The 17,812-nt window shown below is 63.7% G+C and carries 16 protein-coding genes; 1 reads left to right on the top strand and 15 read right to left on the bottom strand.

The features are described 5' to 3' along the window. Positions 1-132: 132 nt before the first annotated feature. From murC to HMPREF3157_RS05900, 14 genes are all read right to left on the bottom strand, one after another. Positions 133-1,617, bottom strand: coding sequence for a UDP-N-acetylmuramate--L-alanine ligase (murC, locus tag HMPREF3157_RS05965; protein WP_016662985.1), 1,485 nt, complete (start codon positions 1,615-1,617; stop codon positions 133-135). Continuing rightward, positions 1,614-2,762, bottom strand: coding sequence for a UDP-N-acetylglucosamine--N-acetylmuramyl-(pentapeptide) pyrophosphoryl-undecaprenol N-acetylglucosamine transferase (locus HMPREF3157_RS05960; protein WP_016662986.1), 1,149 nt, complete (start codon positions 2,760-2,762; stop codon positions 1,614-1,616). The genes murC and HMPREF3157_RS05960 overlap by 4 nt, the downstream gene beginning before the upstream one ends. Continuing rightward, entirely contained in the window at positions 2,759-4,063 is a 1,305-nt protein-coding gene (locus HMPREF3157_RS05955) for an FtsW/RodA/SpoVE family cell cycle protein (protein WP_070435808.1), read from the bottom strand. Before HMPREF3157_RS05955 ends, HMPREF3157_RS05960 begins: the two co-directional genes overlap by 4 nt. Then, positions 4,060-5,565 (bottom strand): UDP-N-acetylmuramoyl-L-alanine--D-glutamate ligase, encoded by a 1,506-nt coding sequence (gene murD / locus HMPREF3157_RS05950; protein WP_016662988.1) that lies wholly within the window; start codon positions 5,563-5,565, stop codon positions 4,060-4,062. Before murD ends, HMPREF3157_RS05955 begins: the two co-directional genes overlap by 4 nt. Positions 5,566-5,603: 38 nt before the next feature. Next, positions 5,604-6,686, bottom strand: coding sequence for a phospho-N-acetylmuramoyl-pentapeptide-transferase (mraY, locus tag HMPREF3157_RS05945; protein ID WP_016662989.1), 1,083 nt, complete (start codon positions 6,684-6,686; stop codon positions 5,604-5,606). After that, a complete protein-coding gene (murF, locus tag HMPREF3157_RS05940) occupies positions 6,683-8,131 on the bottom strand; it encodes a UDP-N-acetylmuramoyl-tripeptide--D-alanyl-D-alanine ligase (RefSeq protein ID WP_016662990.1) in 1,449 nt (482 codons plus the stop codon). The genes mraY and murF overlap by 4 nt, the downstream gene beginning before the upstream one ends. Next, on the bottom strand, positions 8,124-9,704 hold the full coding sequence (locus HMPREF3157_RS05935) for a UDP-N-acetylmuramoyl-L-alanyl-D-glutamate--2,6-diaminopimelate ligase (protein ID WP_016662991.1): 1,581 nt from the start codon (positions 9,702-9,704) through the stop codon (positions 8,124-8,126). Before HMPREF3157_RS05935 ends, murF begins: the two co-directional genes overlap by 8 nt. A gap of 5 nt (positions 9,705-9,709) precedes the next feature. Continuing rightward, positions 9,710-11,545, bottom strand: a complete 1,836-nt coding sequence (locus HMPREF3157_RS05930) for a peptidoglycan D,D-transpeptidase FtsI family protein (RefSeq protein WP_232049669.1) — start codon at positions 11,543-11,545, stop codon at positions 9,710-9,712. A 2-nt stretch (positions 11,546-11,547) separates the two neighbouring features. Then, a complete protein-coding gene (locus tag HMPREF3157_RS05925) occupies positions 11,548-12,033 on the bottom strand; it encodes a cell division protein FtsL (RefSeq protein ID WP_070435807.1) in 486 nt (161 codons plus the stop codon). 2 nt (positions 12,034-12,035) lie between these two features. Continuing rightward, complete coding sequence (rsmH, locus tag HMPREF3157_RS05920; RefSeq protein ID WP_016662994.1) at positions 12,036-13,007, bottom strand: 16S rRNA (cytosine(1402)-N(4))-methyltransferase RsmH; 972 nt, start codon at positions 13,005-13,007, stop codon at positions 12,036-12,038. A gap of 162 nt (positions 13,008-13,169) precedes the next feature. Next, positions 13,170-13,601 carry a division/cell wall cluster transcriptional repressor MraZ gene (mraZ, locus tag HMPREF3157_RS05915; RefSeq protein WP_016662995.1) on the bottom strand — a complete coding sequence of 144 codons (432 nt, stop codon included), beginning with the start codon at positions 13,599-13,601 and terminating at the stop codon, positions 13,170-13,172. Between the two features lie 564 nt (positions 13,602-14,165). Then, a complete protein-coding gene (locus HMPREF3157_RS05910) occupies positions 14,166-14,576 on the bottom strand; it encodes a DUF3040 domain-containing protein (RefSeq protein ID WP_070435806.1) in 411 nt (136 codons plus the stop codon). Between the two features lie 121 nt (positions 14,577-14,697). Continuing rightward, the gene (gene dinB, locus HMPREF3157_RS05905; RefSeq protein ID WP_034370168.1) at positions 14,698-15,939 is read right to left on the bottom strand and encodes a DNA polymerase IV; all 1,242 of its coding nucleotides are present in this window, start codon (positions 15,937-15,939) and stop codon (positions 14,698-14,700) included. A 38-nt stretch (positions 15,940-15,977) separates the two neighbouring features. Continuing rightward, positions 15,978-16,424 (bottom strand): hypothetical protein, encoded by a 447-nt coding sequence (locus HMPREF3157_RS05900; protein ID WP_070435805.1) that lies wholly within the window; start codon positions 16,422-16,424, stop codon positions 15,978-15,980. A 63-nt stretch (positions 16,425-16,487) separates the two neighbouring features. On the opposite strand from HMPREF3157_RS05900, the gene HMPREF3157_RS05895 reads away from it, so the two are divergent. After that, positions 16,488-17,336: a spermidine synthase gene (locus HMPREF3157_RS05895; RefSeq protein WP_070435804.1), complete on the top strand. Its 849-nt coding sequence runs from the start codon at positions 16,488-16,490 to the stop codon at positions 17,334-17,336. 51 nt (positions 17,337-17,387) lie between these two features. Here HMPREF3157_RS05895 and HMPREF3157_RS05890 read toward each other — a convergent pair whose 3' ends face one another. Then, complete coding sequence (locus HMPREF3157_RS05890) at positions 17,388-17,594, bottom strand: cold-shock protein (protein ID WP_016663000.1); 207 nt, start codon at positions 17,592-17,594, stop codon at positions 17,388-17,390. Between the last annotated feature and the right edge of the window lie 218 nt (positions 17,595-17,812).

Genomic DNA, 17,812 nt, shown 5'->3' with positions numbered 1-17,812 from the left:
CGACTCGAGACTGTTGGGCGGATTCGTGGGAAGCTTCGGCGCTCGCGTTCGGCGCGGCCTTCGCACCTGAACGGGCTGAGTGTTCCGTCCTGCGCGTGGGGCGCACGGGGCGCGGCGGGCGTTTTGCTGGGCTCATGCGCCCCTCGCCTTGAGCGCCTCGAGCACGCGCGGGCTCACATCCACGATGTCTCCGGCCCCCATCATGAGGATCACGCGCGCGTCATGCGCGTGCTCAGCGAGGTAGTTGGGCACATCGCCCGCCTCCAAAACGCGGGCACCGCCGTCCACGAGAGCGGCGATGTCCTCGCTTCGAATACTCGGATCGAAATCCTCGCGTGCCGGGTAGATCGGCAGGAGAACGGCTTCATCTGCGAGGCTCAGTGCCTCGGCAAACTCGCGCGTAAACGCTTTCGTGCGCGAGAACAGATGCGGCTGAAAGACGGCAACGAGCCGCCCGCCCTCTGCACGCTCGCGGCCCGCCGCAAGCGCAGCCGCGACCTCGCGCGGGTGGTGCGCATAATCATCGATCACGGCGACATCATTCACTTCGCCCGCAACCTGGAAGCGACGATCCGCCCCCTCGAACTCGGCGAGTCCGCCAAGGGCGCTCTCGCGCTCAATGCCCAGGACGTCGAGAGCGGCGAGCACGCCGAGGGCGTTGAGGACGTTATGTCGGCCTGGAACGCGCAAGGCGAGGTCGACGTTCTGCCCGTTCGGTGCGACGACCTGGACGTGAGCGCCGGAAGCATTCGAGTGATCGGCGACAATCCGCCACGTCGCTTCGGGGTGTTCGCCATACAGCACGACGCGAAGGCCTGCGTCGCGCGCGTCCAGGGCAAAGGCGTGCGCGCCGGGGTCGTCCGCGCACGCAACGAGCGTGCCGTTCGTCTCTGAGAGCCTCGCGGCGAACGCCGAGAGCACCGCGCGGAGGTTCTGTTCGGTGCCGTGGAAGTCGAGATGGTCGGCCTCGAAGTTCGTGAGCACGAGAACCGAGGGAGCGAAGGCGACAAAGGAGCCGTCGGACTCATCCGCCTCCACGACCGCATATTCACCCGCGCCCTGGCTCGCGTTCGCACCGAGCTGCGCGACCGCCGCACCAACCGCCCAGGCGGGCTCGGCACCCGCTGCGCGCAGGGCCAGTGTCGCCATCGCACTCGTCGTAGTCTTGCCGTGAGTGCCCGCGACAGCGATGATCGCATGCGTGCCGAGGAGACCCGCGAGCCCCGCCGCCCTGTGAATCACGGGGATAGACAGCTCGTGCGCGCGTCGTACTTCGGGGTTATCGGCACGTACGGCAGTCGACACGATCACGAGATCGGTGTCCTCTTCTACGGAGTCAGCGTCGAAACCGACGGTGATACGTGCACCGAGTTCGCGCAGGGGCGGCAGGAACCGACCCTCTTGGGATTCGGAGCCCGTAACTTCGAGGCCCGCTTCGAGCGCGAGGCGCGCGACGGCGCTCATACCCGCCCCGCCGATGCGGATCACGTGGACCTTCCTGACGCTCTCTTCGGGCCACTCGGCAGCAGTCACGACTGCGCCGGGCCTCAGCATAGTGCGCACCTCCCCCGGGGAGAACGGGCGAAGGTGAGAGAGAAAATCGCTCGACGTGGTCATCGGGCACCTCCTTTGGGGCGCTGAGTCGCGAGCGCCGGAATCGTCGCAGCGATGCGGTCGGCGACCTTTTCAGCAGCATCCCGCTTGCCGAGGGAGAGAGCCGCTTTCTCCATCCGCCCGCGCACTTCGGTATCGAGCAGGCATTCACCGACGGTCTCGACGAGAAGCTCGGGGGTAAGGAGCGCATCCTTGATCATGCGCGCGCCGCCGGCCGCGACCATGTCGGCCCCGTTGAGCGCCTGTTCGCCATTGCCGATGGGGAGCGGCACGAACAGCGCGGGCAGCCCGACGGCGGCGAGTTCACACACGGTTCCCGCTCCCGAGCGTGTGAGCGCGAAATCGGCGGCTGCGTAGGCGCCTTCCATGCCGTCCACGTACTCGACCTGCACGTAGTGTTTTCCCCGAGCCGGGATCCGCTTGCCCTTGCCGGTGACGTGGAGAATCTGCACGCCGAGGCCCTCGAGCGGGCCCATAGCCGCGATCAAGGTTTCGTTGAGGCGCTGCGCGCCGAGCGAGCCGCCCGTCACGAGAAGGGTCGGCTTGTCGGGGTCAAGGCCGAACGACTCCCGCGCCTCGGCCCGCTTTGCCTCGCGATCGAGATGCGCGATTTCGGGTCGCATGGGCATTCCTACCCACTCTGCCTGTGAAAACGGCCCCGACGTCCCGCTCATATCGAAAGCGGTCATGGCGCGCGCCCCGAGCCGCACCCCAAGCTTGTTGGCCATTCCGGGCCGTTTATTGGCTTCATGGACCACTAGCGGAAGCTTGGCGTGCCTCCCCGCAAGGTAGGCGGGCGGACACACGTAGCCACCAAACCCCGCGATCGCATCGACGTGCTCGGTGCGAATGAACCGCCGAACATCGCCCAGTCCGCGACCGAACTCGCGCGGAAATCGCAAGGCTGCGGCGTTTGGACGGCGAGGGAATGGCACCTTATCAATCGTGAGGAGCTCGAAGCCCGCCGCCGGAACGAGATCCGCTTCGAGGCCGACCTTCGTGCCGAGGGCGACCACTCGCACTCCCTCATAGCGCTCCGTTAGTGCTCTGGCAACCGCGAGCATGGGCGAGACGTGTCCCGCGCTTCCGGCGCCCGCGACGAGAACGGTTGCCTCGGCATCTGCCTGGATGCTGGGTTGAGGTGTCATGAGCGCGATCCCTTCGTGGCACGTGTTTCCGACGCCGGCTTCGCGACCACCGTCGCCGACTTCTTCGAGTAGTTCGCGTGCGCCCGAAGTGCCTCGGCCGCACCGGGTTCCGATTTCGCAAAGGCGAGTAGCACGCCGAGCGCGAGCATCGAGGCAATGAGCGCCGATCCACCAGCCGACACAAAAGGTAGCGGCACGCCAAGAACCGGCAGTAGGCCCGTCACAACGGCCATGTTCACGAACGCCTGCGCGAGAATCCACGACGTGATGCCCGCGATCGTGATCTGTACGAAGGGATCGCGCAGGCGGACCATCATGCGGTACAGCACGAGAGCGAGCAGCGTAAAGAGCACCACGATCAAAAGTGTGCCGAAAAGTCCGAGTTCCTCGCCGATGATCGAAAAAATGAAGTCATTGTCGGCCTCGGGCACACGCCCCCATTTTTGGCGGGACTGCCCGATACCGACGCCCCACCAACCGCCTGTCGCGAGCGCCATGAGGCCGTTGTCGGCCTGGTAGCACGAATCGCCAGCGCACTCTCCGTGCAACCAGTTGAGAGCGCGCGCCATGCGGTTAGGGCTCGCGAGGACGAGTCCTATGACGATCGCGGCGGCACCGCTACCAGCGATGAGGAACCAGCGTTTTGGCACGCCGGCAACCCAGAAGGCTCCCGCGGCGAGAATGCCCACCATCATCATCGTGCCGAGGTCTCGGCCGAGAATAATGAGTCCGAGCGCCGCGCTCGTTCCCGCGATAGCGGTTGCGAGCACGGGAAGTTCGCGCAGCCGGTCGCGGTTCTTCGACAAGAACGCGCCGAGCCACACCGCGAGTGCAAGCTTGAGAAATTCCGACGGCTGGCCACGGATCGGGCCGATGTGGATCCAGTTCCTATTGCCGCCCTTGCCGAGCCCGAGAGGCGTGAACACGAGCGCCTGGAGGAACAGGCCGAGAACGAGCAGCAGCGTCGCAACGCCGATGTTCTTGTACCACCTCACCGGAGTGAGCGCCGCGGCAATCAGCAGTACAAGGCCGATGACGGCAAATGCTCCCTGGGTCATGAATGACGCGTACGGGGAGTTGCCTTTCGCGATATTGGTCACCGAGGAGCTGGACAGCACCATCACGAGACCAACCGTGATGAGAATACCGCCGATCACGGCGATCGCGTAGAAATCAAGCGCGGGCGACTGGAGCCAGCGGCCGAGCGTTGATTTCACTTCGCCGCCAACGTCACCGAGCGGGTTTTGCTCGCTCTGGCGTTGCGGCGTGCGTGCGCCTCGCTGCCGTGCGCGCTCGCTCACGGCGTGCCCCCGAGCCCCCGAGCAGCTTCCGCGAACAGGTTCCCCCGCTCGGCGTAATTCGTGAACTGATCGATGCTCGCAGCAGCCGGCGCCAAAAGCACAACGTCACCGTCGCTCGCGTGCGACGCCGCTTCGGTCACGGCCGCCTGCATAAGCGCACGCGTGTCCCCGTATTTTTCGGGGTCAATCCAGACACGAGGGACATCCGGGGCGTTGTCATTAAGCGCCGCGGTGAAAGGCTCCGGATCGCGGCCAATGAGCACGACCGCCTTGAGCCTCTCGGCCTGCGCGGCGACGAGACTGTGGAGGTCCGCCCCCTTAGCGTCGCCGCCGGCGATCCACACCACTGACTGCGCGGCGCTGAGCGCCGCCGCTGCAGAATCGGGGTTCGTCGCCTTCGAATCGTCGATGAAGGCGACGCCGCCCTCAACGTGGACGATTTCGCTTCGATGCTCGCCGGCGCGATAAGCCGCGAGACCTTCGCGCACGTGGATCGGTTCGACGCCAAACGAGCGCGCGAGGCCGGCGGCAAAAAGGGCGTTGAGTGCAACGTGCGGCGGGGCGCCGTGGGGACCGAGGTGCGCAACGGTATCGAGGTTCGCGATCTCCGCTGCCTGAGAGTACCGGCTCTCGCAAAAAGCGCGATCCACGAGGAGATCCTCGACAAGGCCAAGTTCGCTCGGCCCCGGCGAGGAAAGCCCAACGCCTATTGCGCGGCAGCCTTCGACCACATCGGCATCCTCAAGTGCACGGAGCGTCCTTTCGTCGGCTTTGTTGTACAGGCACGCGTGCTCAGTCCCGGCATAAACCTTCGCTTTTGCCTGCGCGTAGGCGTCCATCCCCCCGTGCCAATCGAGATGATCGGCACCGATGTTCAGGATTGCACTCGAATGGGCGCCGAGGTTGTCCGTCCAGTGAAGCTGGAAACTCGACAGCTCCAACGCAATCGCCTCGAAGCCCACGGGATCGAGGGCCGCTTCGATGAGCGGGAGCCCGACATTGCCCGCTGCGACCGCCCGAACACCGGCATGCTGCAGAATCGACTCAATCATCGTGACGACCGTGGTTTTCCCGTTCGTCCCCGTGACCGCGAGCCACGCCGGGCCATCGGCCTTTTGCATGCGACGCGCGAGCTCGATCTCCGACCAGATCTCGATGCCTTCGTTCTGCGCGGCAACGAGAAGCGGGTGGTCGGGCCGCCACCCGGGAGACGTGACAACGACGTCGAAGGGGGAACCGTCGGCGTTCGTGGGAAGCGCGCGAGTGTGCTCTTCGCCGAGCAGGATCCGGGCTCCGAGGGTCTCGAGCACCTTGGCACGCTCGAGGTTCGATTCTGATCGCGACGCGTCCACGGCGGTGACGTGCGCTCCTCGCTGAAGGGTCTGGTCCACGATCGCGTAGCCCGAGACTCCAAAACCCGTCACGAGAATGCGGGCGCCCGACACGTCGAGACCCGGGAAGGGGCGCTCGGGAAGTCGCTTAGATGTTTCAGATGCAGTCACGCGATGCCACCTGGCAATTGGTCGAGAACGGACGTGGGTTAGATAAAGCGCAAAGCGTCAAGGTAGAACAGGCCGAGGCCGAACGCCGCGAACACCCCCGCGATGATCCAGAAGCGCACGACGATCGTCACCTCATTCCAGCCTTTGAGCTCGAAGTGGTGCTGGAGAGGCGCCATTCGGAAAACGCGCTTGCGCGTCAGCTTGAAGCTCGTGACCTGAATGATCACGGACAGCGAGATGATGACGAAGAGGCCGCCAATGATTCCGCCGACGAGCTGCGTGCGCGACAGGATTGTGAGGGCCGCAAGCACGCCGCCGAGAGCCAGCGAACCCGTGTCGCCCATAAAAATGCGTGCGGGCGAGGTGTTCCACCACAGGAAGCCCACGCACGCCCCGAGCACCGCGGCAGCGACAATCGCAAGGTCGAGCGGATCCCTCGCGGCATAGCACGAGCGAATCTCTTCGATGCCGCACTGCTGGCGCCACTGCCAAAATGAAATCAGCACGTAGGCACCCGCAAAGATAATCGTGGCCCCAGAGGCCAGACCGTCGAGGCCATCCGTGAGGTTGACCCCGTTCGACCACGCGGCAACAAGGAAGTTGGACCAGATCGCAAACAGGACAATGCCGACGGCCGTACCGGCAAACGCGAGATTCAGCCACGGGATGTCGCGCACGAATGAGATGTGCATCGAGGCAGGCGTGTGCCCCCAGCGATCGGGGAACTGGAGAGCAAGAACGGCGAAGGCGGTACCGATCAGTCCTTGCCCCACAAGTTTTGCGCGTGGAGAAAGACCGAGCGACTGCTTCTTGGCAATCTTGGCGTAATCATCCATGAAGCCGAGCACGCCGAGCCCGACCATGAGCAAGAGTGCAAGCAGGCCCGACACTGACGGCGCGCGAAGAATGCTCAGGTGCCCCATGCCGTAGCCGATGAGGGTCGCGAGGATGATCATGACGCCGCCCATCGTGGGCGTTCCACGCTTGGTCGCGTGGGTCGTGGGGCCGTCGTCGCGCACAAACTGCCCGTACTGCTTCTTCACGAGGAAGCGAATATAAAGCGGGGTCAGGGAGAACGACAGGACCGCGGCTACGGCCCCCGCGATCAAGATTCCGATCATGCCTTTTCTCCTGCGTCTTCCGCTTTCGTGGGCTCAGCTGCCCACGTGCGCACGAGGGACTCACCAAGTTTCGCGAGACCCGCACCGTTCGATGATTTGAGCAAGAGGGTACTTCCGGGCCTCTTCACCGTTTCTAGCACAGCGGGCGCATCCTCGAGGCGTTCGACATACACCGCGCGCTCGTTCTCACCGCGGGTTTCGGTCACACCTTGGTGGATCGCATGCGCCCCGCACCCAATCGTGACAATGACGTCGATCCCCTGCTCTACTGCGAAAACACCCATATCCCGGTGTGCCTTCTCGCTCTCGGGACCGAGTTCGAGCATTTCGCCAAGGACCGCAACGGTGTGGCGTTCATGACCAAGAACCGCAAGGGCGCTCAAGCCCGCGCGCATCGAATCGGGGTTCGCGTTGTAGGCGTCATTGATGAGTGTCACGTCGCCCGGCAACTCGCTCACCTGCATGCGCCCTGGGGAGCGCTGTTCGGCGGAGCGAAGCCCTGCGACGACGTCCTCAAAGCCCACCCCAGCAGCTGCGGCCGCGGCCGCGGCTGCAAGAGCGTTTTTCACGTGATGCTCGCCCGTGAGCGTGAGAGAGACGGGCGCCTTCTTACCGCCCATATGGAGCATGAAGCTCGCCCTAGCGGCGCCATCAAGGCCGACATCGCTCGCGTAGGCTTCCGCGGAGTCGTCAGTAAGGGAAAAGTGCACGACTCGAGCGCACGTGCGCGACTGCATTGCCTTTACCCGCGCATCGTCGGCATTAAGCACGGCGGTTCCGGTTTCCTCGAGAACCTCGACGAGCTCCCCTTTCGCGAGGGCGATGTTGTCGAGGCCTCCGAACTCGCCCACGTGGGCCGAGCCGACGTTAAGAACAAGGGAAATATCGGGGCGCGCGATGTGCGTGAGATGGGCGATGTGCCCAATGCCCCGTGCCCCCATCTCGAGCACGAGAAAGCGCGTCGTTTCGCTGAGCTCGAGGACGGTGAGGGGAAGACCCAGCTCGTTATTGCGGCTTCCAATGGGTGCGATTGTGTCCCCGACTGGCGCGAGGATTGCGTGAAGCAGATCCTTCGTGCTCGTTTTACCGTTCGAGCCTGTCAGCGCGATCACGATCGGCGGCCTCGCACTCGCACGTGCTTCGGCCAACTCGTGTCGTGCGAGGATTTCGAGCGCCTCGAGAGGATCCGCGACCTGAATAGCGGGAAGCTCGAGACCGGGGACAGCCTTCGTCACGAGAGCCGCAGCGGCACCGGCCCTCGCGGCCGCGCCCACATAGTCGTGACCATCGACGTGCTCGCCTTCGAAGGCGACAAACAGGTCTCCTTCACCGATGACACGCGAATCAACGCTCGCCTTTCCGTGGACGCTTTCGTTGCCGTGAGCGCCACCGACGAGTCGGCCGCCCACGAGACGCGCGATTGCGCCAACCGTCGTCTTACGCATCGCGCACCTCCGTCGTCAGGTCCGCCTTATGTGCACGCTGCCACGCCGCTAGCGCCGTGCGTGCGTGGACCCGGTCGTCGAACTCAATCGTGCGATCGGCGAGTACCTGTCCACTTTCCGCGCCTTTGCCCGCGATAAGCACGACGTCACGCGCGTCCGCTTCGCCGATCGCTCGTGCGATCGCTTCGGCACGATCTCCCACGTTCTCGACGTCGGCACGGCACGTCGTCGGAATGCCCGCGAGCACATCGCGCCTAATCGATGCCGGATCCTCATCGCGCGGATTGTCGTCCGTGACGAACACGCGATCAGAAAGTCGCGCAGCGATCTCTCCCATGATCGGTCGTTTGAGCGAATCCCTGTGCCCACCCGCACCGAAAACCGTCACGATTTTTCCGACGCCCTCGAGGGTGTGGAGCGTCTCGAGAGCCTGCTCAAGCGCGTCCGGAGTGTGCGAATAGTCCACGACGACGCGCGGGCAAGCGTCGGACTCGGCGACCCTCTCCATGCGCCCCGGGACCGTGCCCGCCACCGCAAGCGCCCGACGCACCGCCTCCCCCTCGAAGCCGAGCGCTCGAAGGACGAGTGCGACCGCGAGGGTATTGGCTACGTAGTGGGTTCCCGGAAGCGCGCTTTCGAGCGTAAAAGGTTCGCCTTCCGACGGTTGCACGGTGAACACCGTTCCGTACTCTCCGCGGCGGATCTCCCCCACCGTGAAGTCGGCTTCGTGTCCTTTTGCGGAGTACGTCGTCACCGGAACGCTCGCATGGGCTGCGAGACGACGGCCCCACTCGTCGTCGACACACACGATTCCCCGCTTCGCATGCGCGGGCGTAAACAGTGATGCCTTCGCCTCGAAGTACTCCTCCATGTCCTTGTGAAAGTCGAGGTGGTCCTGGCTGAGGTTCGTAAACACCGCAACCTCGAACTGGACGGCGGCTACTCTGTGGAGCACCATCGCGTGGCTCGATACTTCGAGCGCGGCACACGTCATGCCCTCGTCGACCATGTGGCGCATAAGCGCGTGGACGTCAGTCGCCTCGGGGGTCGTGCGCTCCGTCGGAATTTGCTCCTCGCGCCCGCCTGCCCAGGCGAGAAACGTCCCGTTCGTGCCGACGATTCCGGCACTTTCACCGAGCTCTTGGAGCGTGCGCGCACACATCGTCGTGACCGAAGTCTTGCCGTTCGTTCCGGTCACACCGATTAGCGGGATGGCATGCGAGGGCTCGCCATACACGAGATTTGCGGCGAAGCCCGCGAGCGCGCGGGGATCCTCGCACACGAGCACCGAGTAGTCGCCCCCCGGATGCGCGTCGTTCACGATCGCAGCGCCCGCTTCGTCCGTGAGAATTGCGGCGCAGCCCTGGCTGAGCGCCGCCTTGGCGTAGGTCGCTCCGTGCGCGTTTTCACCCTGAACGGCGACGAAGAGAGCGCCGGTTCCCGCCTTGCGGGAATCGATCGTCACGGATGAGATCGGCACACTCCTACCGCGCAGCTCGAGTACGCCCGCTCCAGGCGCCCCTTCGAGCTGCCGGGCGAGATCTCCCAGCATGAGATCGGTGCGATCACTCACGAGTTTCACTTCCATTCGTTCTGAAGTTGAGTTCCAGGCTCGCCGGAGGGGGCGATGCCGCGGCGTTGAAGAGCGTAGCCAAGGAGTTCGGAAACCGCGGGGCCCGCCACGACCGAGCCCGACTTGAACCCCTTAATTCCGTAGACGAACACGCCGACGACGAGTTGCGGGTCATCCATCGGGGCCATCGAGATAAACGATGAGGTGTACGTTCCCCCGGGCACCTGCGCCGTTCCGGATTTTCCACCGACCGCGTAGCCCGCGACGCTACCGGCAGCCTTGCCATCATCATCGACGTCGTTATCCATGAGGGCCCTCATGGTCGCAGCGGTCTCACTCGAGACCACGCGAGTGTGCTCTCCCTCGGGCTCCGGGGTGAAAGAGCCGTCATTAGCGACGCGTCCCTTGACGATGCGCGGCTGAATGTGCACACCGTCGTTCCCAAACGTCCCCACCGCCGAGGTGATCTGTAGCGCGGTGACGGCGTATCCCTGGCCAAAGGCCGTAGCGTACTGCGTACGCCCGCGCCAGTCCTTCGCCGCGTGGAGGATGCCTGCGGATTCACCGGGGAGGTTCACTGCAGTTTTCGCGCCGAACCCAAACCCCCGCAAGTACTCTTCCCGCTTTTCCTTCGGGACCCGCTCAGCGATTTCGACCGTGCCGACGTTGGAGCTGTGCTTCAGGACTCCGGCGAGCGTGTAGTGCGCTACGGGGTGCTCGTGCGAGTCCTTGATACTCTCTCCGCCAAATTCCTTGCGGTAGGGGATCGTGAAGTGGTCGTCGACCTTTGCCTTGCCCTCGTTGATCACCGTAGCCACGGTGAACAGTTTGCCTGTGGAGCCGGGCTCGAAGACGTTGGAAACGGACTGGTTTCCGCGGTACTTTGCGTCGGACGCGCCCGGGTTGTTCGGATCGTACGTGGGGTAGTCCGCGAGCGCGAGAACATGGCCGGTCTTGGGATCGATCACCACGGCCGAACCGCCGCTGCCACCAAAATCCTTGACGCGCTGCGCAAGAATTTCCTGGGCGCGGTATTGAAGGTCTCGATCGATCGTGAGCTCGATGCTTTCACCGTCGATCGCTTCTTTTTCATGGACCTTAGCCGAGGGGATGAGTTGGCCGCCCGCACCCCGCTCGTACTGGCGTTCGCCGTCGGTCCCTCGCAGAATCTTGTCGAATGACAGCTCAGCGCCCGCGAGGGCCGTGCCGTCGGAGCCCGTGAAGCCCACGATATTACCGGCGACCTGGCCCGCCGGGTACAGACGCTCGGCGACTCGCTCCGAGGTGACACCACCGATCTTGAGTTGCTTGACGGCAGCCTCAACCTCCGGACTCACGTCTTTCGCGAGGACGGTGTAGCCCGATTTACCCGTGAGCTTCTCTTCGAGCTCCTCCACGCTCATCTGCAAAAGAGGTGAAAGCTCCATCGCGACGGCCTTGACTCCCTTGACCGTCGCCGTTTGAGACTTTGCTCGGTACTCGGGCATCTGACGCTGGTCCACAATGATCGTGTAGCGCTCGGTGCTCGTCGCGAGCACCTGCCCGTTCGCGTCGAGAATATCGCCGCGTAGAGCTGGAACTGGCTCGGTGTGCAAGCGCTTCGCCCGGGCCTCAGCCGCGAGCTCCGCCGAGTTGATGCCCTGAATCCACACCAGGCGCAGGCTGATCGCGAGGGCCGCAATCAGCATGAGCGCCACGATCACGCGGTGGCGGCGATAAGGCTCATACCCGTTCCGGGCACGCGCGGCGCCGGCCGATTGACGGGAAGCGTGAGAACGCCCGTCACGCACGGTGCGCGGCGGGCGGCTGCGAGAATCTCGCGGCGGACGGGAATTCGGCACGTCTAGCGCGCCCTCTCGTTACCCATGCCGTAATCGTAAAGATTCTTCGGCGCTTTTGTGACGTGCGGAACGAGCGCGGCCGCTCCCTGCGTCGCGGCCGCAGCCTCACCGATGATGCTGCCGTTCGCGAGATCGATGTAGGCGACCTTCCCTGCAGGCACCATCCCGAGCTCACGTGCCTGGCGCTCAAGCTCCTGTGGTGTTCCGAGAAGATCCGACTTCTCCTCGAGGATCTGCGTCTGCTCGCTCAGTTCACGCGATTCGCGCTGGAGCTTCGCGACCTCGTAGCTCATGTTCGTCATCGAAATGTTGAGCAATAGGGTCGCGACCACGGCGCCGAGCAGCACGAGGGTGCACAGCACCGTGAACGGGATGGAGCTGCGTTGGATGTGCGGGCGCGAGACAAGCGCGAGGTTCGCCTTGCGCGCATGAGCAGGGGCGAAGCCAGCACGCCTGCGTGAGGCGGGGGATGCAGCGAGCTGTGCCATAGCTATGAGATCTCCGGTGGTGTTATGCGTTCAATGGCGCGCAAACGCACGCTTGCGGAACGGGGGTTGGTTTCTTGCTCGCTCGCTGGCGCCTTCATGGCGCCACGCTTCACGAGCGAAAAATCGGGGGCAAACTGAGCGAGGTCGACGGGCAATCCTTCGGGGGTCTTCGACGAGCTCGCCGCGGTGAAGGCTTCCTTGACCATTCGATCCTCGAGAGAGTGGTACGACTCGATCACGAGCCTCCCTCCCGGCGCGAGGGCCGCGAGAGCGTTGTCGAGCGCGCCGTGCAGGATGTCGAGTTCCTCATTCACGGCGATGCGCAACGCCTGGAAGGTGCGCTTGGCCGGGTGACCGCCTGAGTGGCGGGACTTCGCGGGAATGGACTTTTCGATCGCACTGACGAGCTGAGGGGAGCGCTCGAAGGGTTCCGACGCTCGTTCCTTCACGATCGTGCGCGCGATGCGCCTGGAAAACTTTTCTTCGCCGTAGCGGTAGAGGATGTTCGCAATGTCCTGCTCCGACCACGTGTTGAGGATGTCCGCCGCGGTGAGCGCATCTCCATCGGGGTTCATACGCATATCCAGCGGGGCATCTGCGCTGTATGCAAACCCGCGTTCGCGCGTATCAATCTGAAAACTCGAGAGCCCGAGGTCCATGAGGATGCCGTCGGCCCTATCGCGCCCCGCGTGTGCGAGCGCGTCGGCAACGCGATCGTACGTGGTGTGTACGAGAGTGAAACGCCCCTCGAAGCCTTCGCTCGTGAGCCGCTCACGCGCGAGACCAAGCGCGGCGCGGTCGCGGTCGATACCGACGAGATGCGCATGCGGGAAGGCTTCGAGCACCGCACAGGCGTGGCCAGCCATTCCAAGGGTGCAATCCACGTAGGTGGATTCTTCCCGCTCAAGCGCCGGTCGAAGGAGTTCGAGGCACTCCTCGCGCATGACGGGTGCGTGAAGCTGGGATGCGTCCATGCCGTGCCTCCCTTCGCGCTTCGCTTACTTTCGCCGTTGCGGCGCCGATGTCGTGGTCGTTTCGCGGGTGACGTCATACCGTCAGACATCTCCTCGCTTGCGTCCCGCCACCGGGGAAGATGCGTCGGGGCGCAAGCGAAGAGATGCCTCGCGGCACGTCGTCTAGAACAAACCTGGAACGATTTCGGTTGCCGTTTGAGCGAAGGCCTCCTCGGTCTGTCCCAGATATGTCTCCCACGCCTCGCTCGACCAGATCTCGATGCGATTACCGGCACCAATAACCGTGCATTCGCGATCGAGTCCCGCATACGAGCGAAGGTGCGAAGGAATGGTCACGCGCCCCTGCTTATCCGGCACGACGTCTTCCGCTCCCGAGAGGAGCACGCGGAGGTAATCGCGCGCGTCCTTGCTCGTGACCGGCGCCTGCCGCAACTGCTCGTGGAGACTCTCAAACTCACGCATGGGATACACCGTCACGCAGTGTTCCTGGCCGCGGGTCATGACGAGTCCAGCCGCGAGCTGGTCACGAAACTTTGCCGGAAAGATGAGCCGCCCCTTGTCATCGAGCTTGGGCGTGAAGGTGCCAAGAAACATGGGCACCTCCATTCCCCCGTTCAATTCGGGTGGACCTCTCCTTACGCCCCCACTTTACCCCACTTCCCACCACAAACAACACCCCCTCCCCCACTTTGTCACGAAATCGGCATAAAACTGCAGTTCATGGCAGTGGAGGCAAGTGGAGGAGATTCCCCGCACAGCTCTTCAAGCACCCAAAATCGGAGGGTTTTCCCAGACTCACCGCACTACCCGCAAGGAAATTGCGCGACACCGACCGAGACGCATTTACACACAAAATGCCTGTTCAGAACAGCTAATTGGCGCAAAGAGTGCACCGTCGCACCAAGGTCGCAAGATCCTGGAGGGCAACGCGGGTGGAGGAAAGTGGGGAGAGTGGAGGGAAGTGGAGGAGGCAGTGGAAAGTCGAGGGCGAGGGAAGCACGCTCTAGGACTTAGAACCTAAGGAATGCAGTAGAGAGCCGGGATCGAAGGACGATGCCGGTTTCCTTTATCGCTGGCGCTTGCCTACACAATAAACCGGCTTCCCTTTCGTGAAGCCGGTTCCTACAGGACGATCCGGGCAACGGCGCCCGGGAAACGCTAGCGCTCGCGACCGCGTTCGTCCCAGCGATCTTCGAGTTTCTTCATGAAGCTCGACTGCTGAGACCCCTTGGAATTCTTCCCCGCAACTCCCTGCGTGAAGGACGGGTGCATCCGTCGAGGGTCATCGAGGGGGATGGTCTTCGGCTTTTCCGCTGAAAGACACACGAATGCCCCGACGACCATGACGATAAAGGCAAGAACACCGAGCCACACTGCCGGCAGCGACACCGCAAAAATCAGAAGCGCGAGACCACCGACGATGACGCCGCCACCGAGTGCGATGCGGCGAGGGTTAAACGACGACGACTTTTCAGCCCCACCGAACTGGTGCGCAAGCGTGGGGTCATCGCTCGACAGCTGCTTTTCGAGCTCGTCGAGGATCCTCTGCTCTTTTTCGGAAAGTGGCATTGGTGCCTCCTTACACCGAGACAAAGTAGGCCCTATCCACGCACGAGAGTGAGGGGCGCTGCTCGGCGGATCGTCGTGCCTTCAGTGTAGGCAGCAAACCTGAGATTCGGAAAACGCACCGCTATCGAGAGCCCCCGCCTCGCGTCTCGCCTGTGCCCGCATCCGTGCCGTCCTTCGCCTCAAGGTCACGTTTGTCGAGCCCGGACGCTCTGGCGAGCGACCTGACGCCGAAGCGTTCACGAGCACGGTCCATCGCCCGATCCACATCGCTCCACGTCGCCGATCGCCCTTCGAGATCACCTTGCGCATGCACACTCGAGGCAGGCACGAGGTGCTCGGCCCGCACTCCGAGCAGGCGTACGGCACCCACCCCCTCGAGGGCACGCTCGCACACGACGAGGGCGCGCTCACGAAACTCCTCGCTCTCCTGAACCGGAATGGGGAAGCTACCCGTTCGCGTGAGGCTCGACCAATCGGGGCGACGAACCTTGATGGAGACGCTCTTCGCGGCCAGGCCCCGCCTGCGCAATCGGAACGAGACTTCGTCGGCCATGCTCGTCGCGATCGAGCGCAGCCGCACGGGATCAGCGATATCGGTCGAGAACGTACGCTCCTTTCCGATGCTCTTATCTTTCGCACTCGCGCCGACGGGACGCGGATCCTCGCCGCGCGCGAGCGCAAGCAGCGCGGGGGCGGCGGAGCCCACGGCTCTGCTCACAACGCTCGGAGGGAGGGCCGCGAGATCTCCGACGGTGACGACACCGAGGTTCGTGAACTTCTTCTGCGCGACGGGGCCCACGCCACCGATGGCGGAAAGCGGAAGCGGCGCAAGGAACTCAGCCGTGCGTTCAGGCTCAACGACGTCAATGCCGTGGGGCTTGGCGCGCGAGGACGCGATCTTCGCGACGGATTTTGAGATACCAACGCCCACGGAGCAGGTCAGGTGGACTTCGTCCCATACAGCCTGGCGGATGTCTCTCGCGATCGTTGCCGGCTCCCCTAGCAGACGCTGCACCCCGGAGATATCGAGATACGCCTCGTCCACGCTTACCGCTTCGCGAACGGGCGTAAACCGGTCGAGAACAGCCATGATCTGCGCGGACACGTCCCGATAGTGGGCGTGCCGACCGGGCAAAACAATCAGATCGGGGCACAGTGCACGCGCGCGGCTCATGGGCATCGCCGAGTGGACCCCGTATCGGCGTGCCTCGTAACTAGCGGTCGCGACGACTCCCCTGGGCCCATCGCCACCAACCGCAAGGGGGCGGCCCCGCAAACGCGGGTCGTCGCGAACTTCGACGGAGGCGAAAAAGGCATCCATGTCGACATGCGCGATCGCGCGCTGCCACGGCTCACCGTCCATGCCGCACCTCCCAACGCTTGGCACTTAAGCCTACGCGGTCAGGCAGCGGCAAGAGCCTCAAGCCCGAGGAGCTCTTCCTTCACCGAGTGAACATAGGCGAGGGTCTGTTCGGCGTGCTCCTGCACGTCCTGCTGGGAGATTCGACTCGTGTGCTCCCAGTAGTGCTCCGCGCTACGGCGAAGCTCGACAAAACGCGCCGCCTCCCGTGCGCGCGCCCTGTGCATTCCGCCCATGCGCTCAAGCGCCACCCACACGTTCAGGGGCAGCTTGCGTTTCCTTTGAGTGTTTGCTCGGCGAATCGCGAGCCCCGCAATCTTGAGCGCCGCACGGTGGACGCGCTCGAATCGTTCAGCGGCGCTCACGCCTGCCTCATTGAGGCTCGCGTGGATCTCGGCTTCGAAAGTCTCCAAACGATCCAGATCCGCGTTAAGTTCCCGAATTTCGCGCAGCGCCGCAGGCGCCGCCACTGTCATGGTCGATGTCATGATTCTTCCCCTTTCTCGACACTCACGACGATAGGAAGGGGGTGAGACATTTAAACTCGAGTCATGGCACGCAACCGTCGATCGAACCGGCTCCCCCTCCACCTCCCCTTCTTCGAGGACATTCCCACTAGCCACTCAGTCGTGCGGTTGGAACCCGAAACAGACGGTTCCTACACCGTGATCATCGATGGCATGGAGAGCTCCCACATCCACCCCGATCCCGAACACCTCGTCTTCGAATACATGCGGTGGATCGCCCTGATCATGACGACGACGTACCCCCGCGAGACGGCACTGAACATCGCCCACCTCGGCGGCGGAGCCGCCTCACTCCCCCGAGCCCTCGCCCATCATTTCCCCGCCTCCCGGAACTCCGTCATCGAACTCGACGCACAACTGATCAACTTCGTTCGCGAATGGGTGGACCTTCCTCCATCGCCTCGCGTCGCCATCCGCGAGGGCGATGCCTTCACCGTTCTTCCCACCCTGCGCACGGCACGCTTCGACGTAGTAATACGCGATGTCTTCTCCAACTCCCGCACGCCCCTCGCCATGCGCAGCCTCGAAGCAGCACGCGAACAGCGACGAATCCTCAACGACGACGGCATGTTTCTCGCCAACATCGCCATGGATCGAGACCAGCGCGAACTCGCCGATGAGATCGTCACGCTGCGCGAAGTCTTCGGCGAGATCGAGCTCATCGCGGAACCGAGCGCCATCAAGAAACGCCGCCGCTCTAACTGCATCGCCGTCTACGCACCCGGCGGGCTCAGCGACGATACCCGCCGAGCGATTCGAACCGACGCGGTGACAGTGCGCACTCTCGACAAAAAGACCGTCGACAAACTCGCCAGTGGCGGCAGCGTTGTTGAGCTCGGCGGCGACGCGAACGCAGCCACCGTCGGACATTAAAAAAGTTCCGCACCCTGCACGGGTGCGGAACGAAAGCCTAGCGAGGCAAACCTACGCGAGCGAACGAACGTGCGCGGCCTGCGGGCCCTTGTCGCCGTCGACAACCTCGAACTCGACGCGCTGGCCCTCATCGAGGGTGCGGAAACCGTCCATGTCAATGCTCGTGTGGTGAACGAACACGTCAGCGCCGCCACCATCAACCTCGATGAAGCCGAAACCCTTTTCGGCGTTGAACCATTTAACTGAGCCCTGTGCCATGCGTGGACTCCCCTAACTTCTCGTACCAAACTGCGCGAAAACACGCGCACGTACCATCATTCCACGCTCGGCATTCACGCGCCCAGTTTCCCTTCAGCGTGTCGAGCAGATTCCCGCTAACCGCGCGAGCGCACACCCGGCTTGGAACGCACATGAAAAGCGACCATAATGGAATGTCGCTTCTGCCTCCCGCGAAGGGACGCACGCGAATCGTGACC

Origin of the sequence: Dermabacter sp. HMSC06F07 (genome assembly GCF_001807345.1) — a bacterium.
Lineage (GTDB): Bacteria > Actinomycetota > Actinomycetes > Actinomycetales > Dermabacteraceae > Dermabacter > Dermabacter hominis.
This window is presented reverse-complemented; position numbering and strand designations above follow the sequence as displayed.

Coding starts and splice junctions, on each gene's coding strand:
- murC (WP_016662985.1), bottom strand. CDS start 1,617: ATGACCACGTCGAGCGATTTTCTCTCTCACCTTCGCCCGTTCTCCCCG.
- HMPREF3157_RS05960 (WP_016662986.1), bottom strand. CDS start 2,762: ATGACACCTCAACCCAGCATCCAGGCAGATGCCGAGGCAACCGTTCTC.
- mraY (WP_016662989.1), bottom strand. CDS start 6,686: ATGATCGGAATCTTGATCGCGGGGGCCGTAGCCGCGGTCCTGTCGTTC.
- murF (WP_016662990.1), bottom strand. CDS start 8,131: ATGCGTAAGACGACGGTTGGCGCAATCGCGCGTCTCGTGGGCGGCCGA.
- HMPREF3157_RS05925 (WP_070435807.1), bottom strand. CDS start 12,033: ATGGCACAGCTCGCTGCATCCCCCGCCTCACGCAGGCGTGCTGGCTTC.
- rsmH (WP_016662994.1), bottom strand. CDS start 13,007: ATGGACGCATCCCAGCTTCACGCACCCGTCATGCGCGAGGAGTGCCTC.
- mraZ (WP_016662995.1), bottom strand. CDS start 13,601: ATGTTTCTTGGCACCTTCACGCCCAAGCTCGATGACAAGGGGCGGCTC.
- HMPREF3157_RS05910 (WP_070435806.1), bottom strand. CDS start 14,576: ATGCCACTTTCCGAAAAAGAGCAGAGGATCCTCGACGAGCTCGAAAAG.
- dinB (WP_034370168.1), bottom strand. CDS start 15,939: ATGGACGGTGAGCCGTGGCAGCGCGCGATCGCGCATGTCGACATGGAT.
- HMPREF3157_RS05900 (WP_070435805.1), bottom strand. CDS start 16,424: ATGACATCGACCATGACAGTGGCGGCGCCTGCGGCGCTGCGCGAAATT.
- HMPREF3157_RS05895 (WP_070435804.1), top strand. CDS start 16,488: ATGGCACGCAACCGTCGATCGAACCGGCTCCCCCTCCACCTCCCCTTC.
- HMPREF3157_RS05890 (WP_016663000.1), bottom strand. CDS start 17,594: ATGGCACAGGGCTCAGTTAAATGGTTCAACGCCGAAAAGGGTTTCGGC.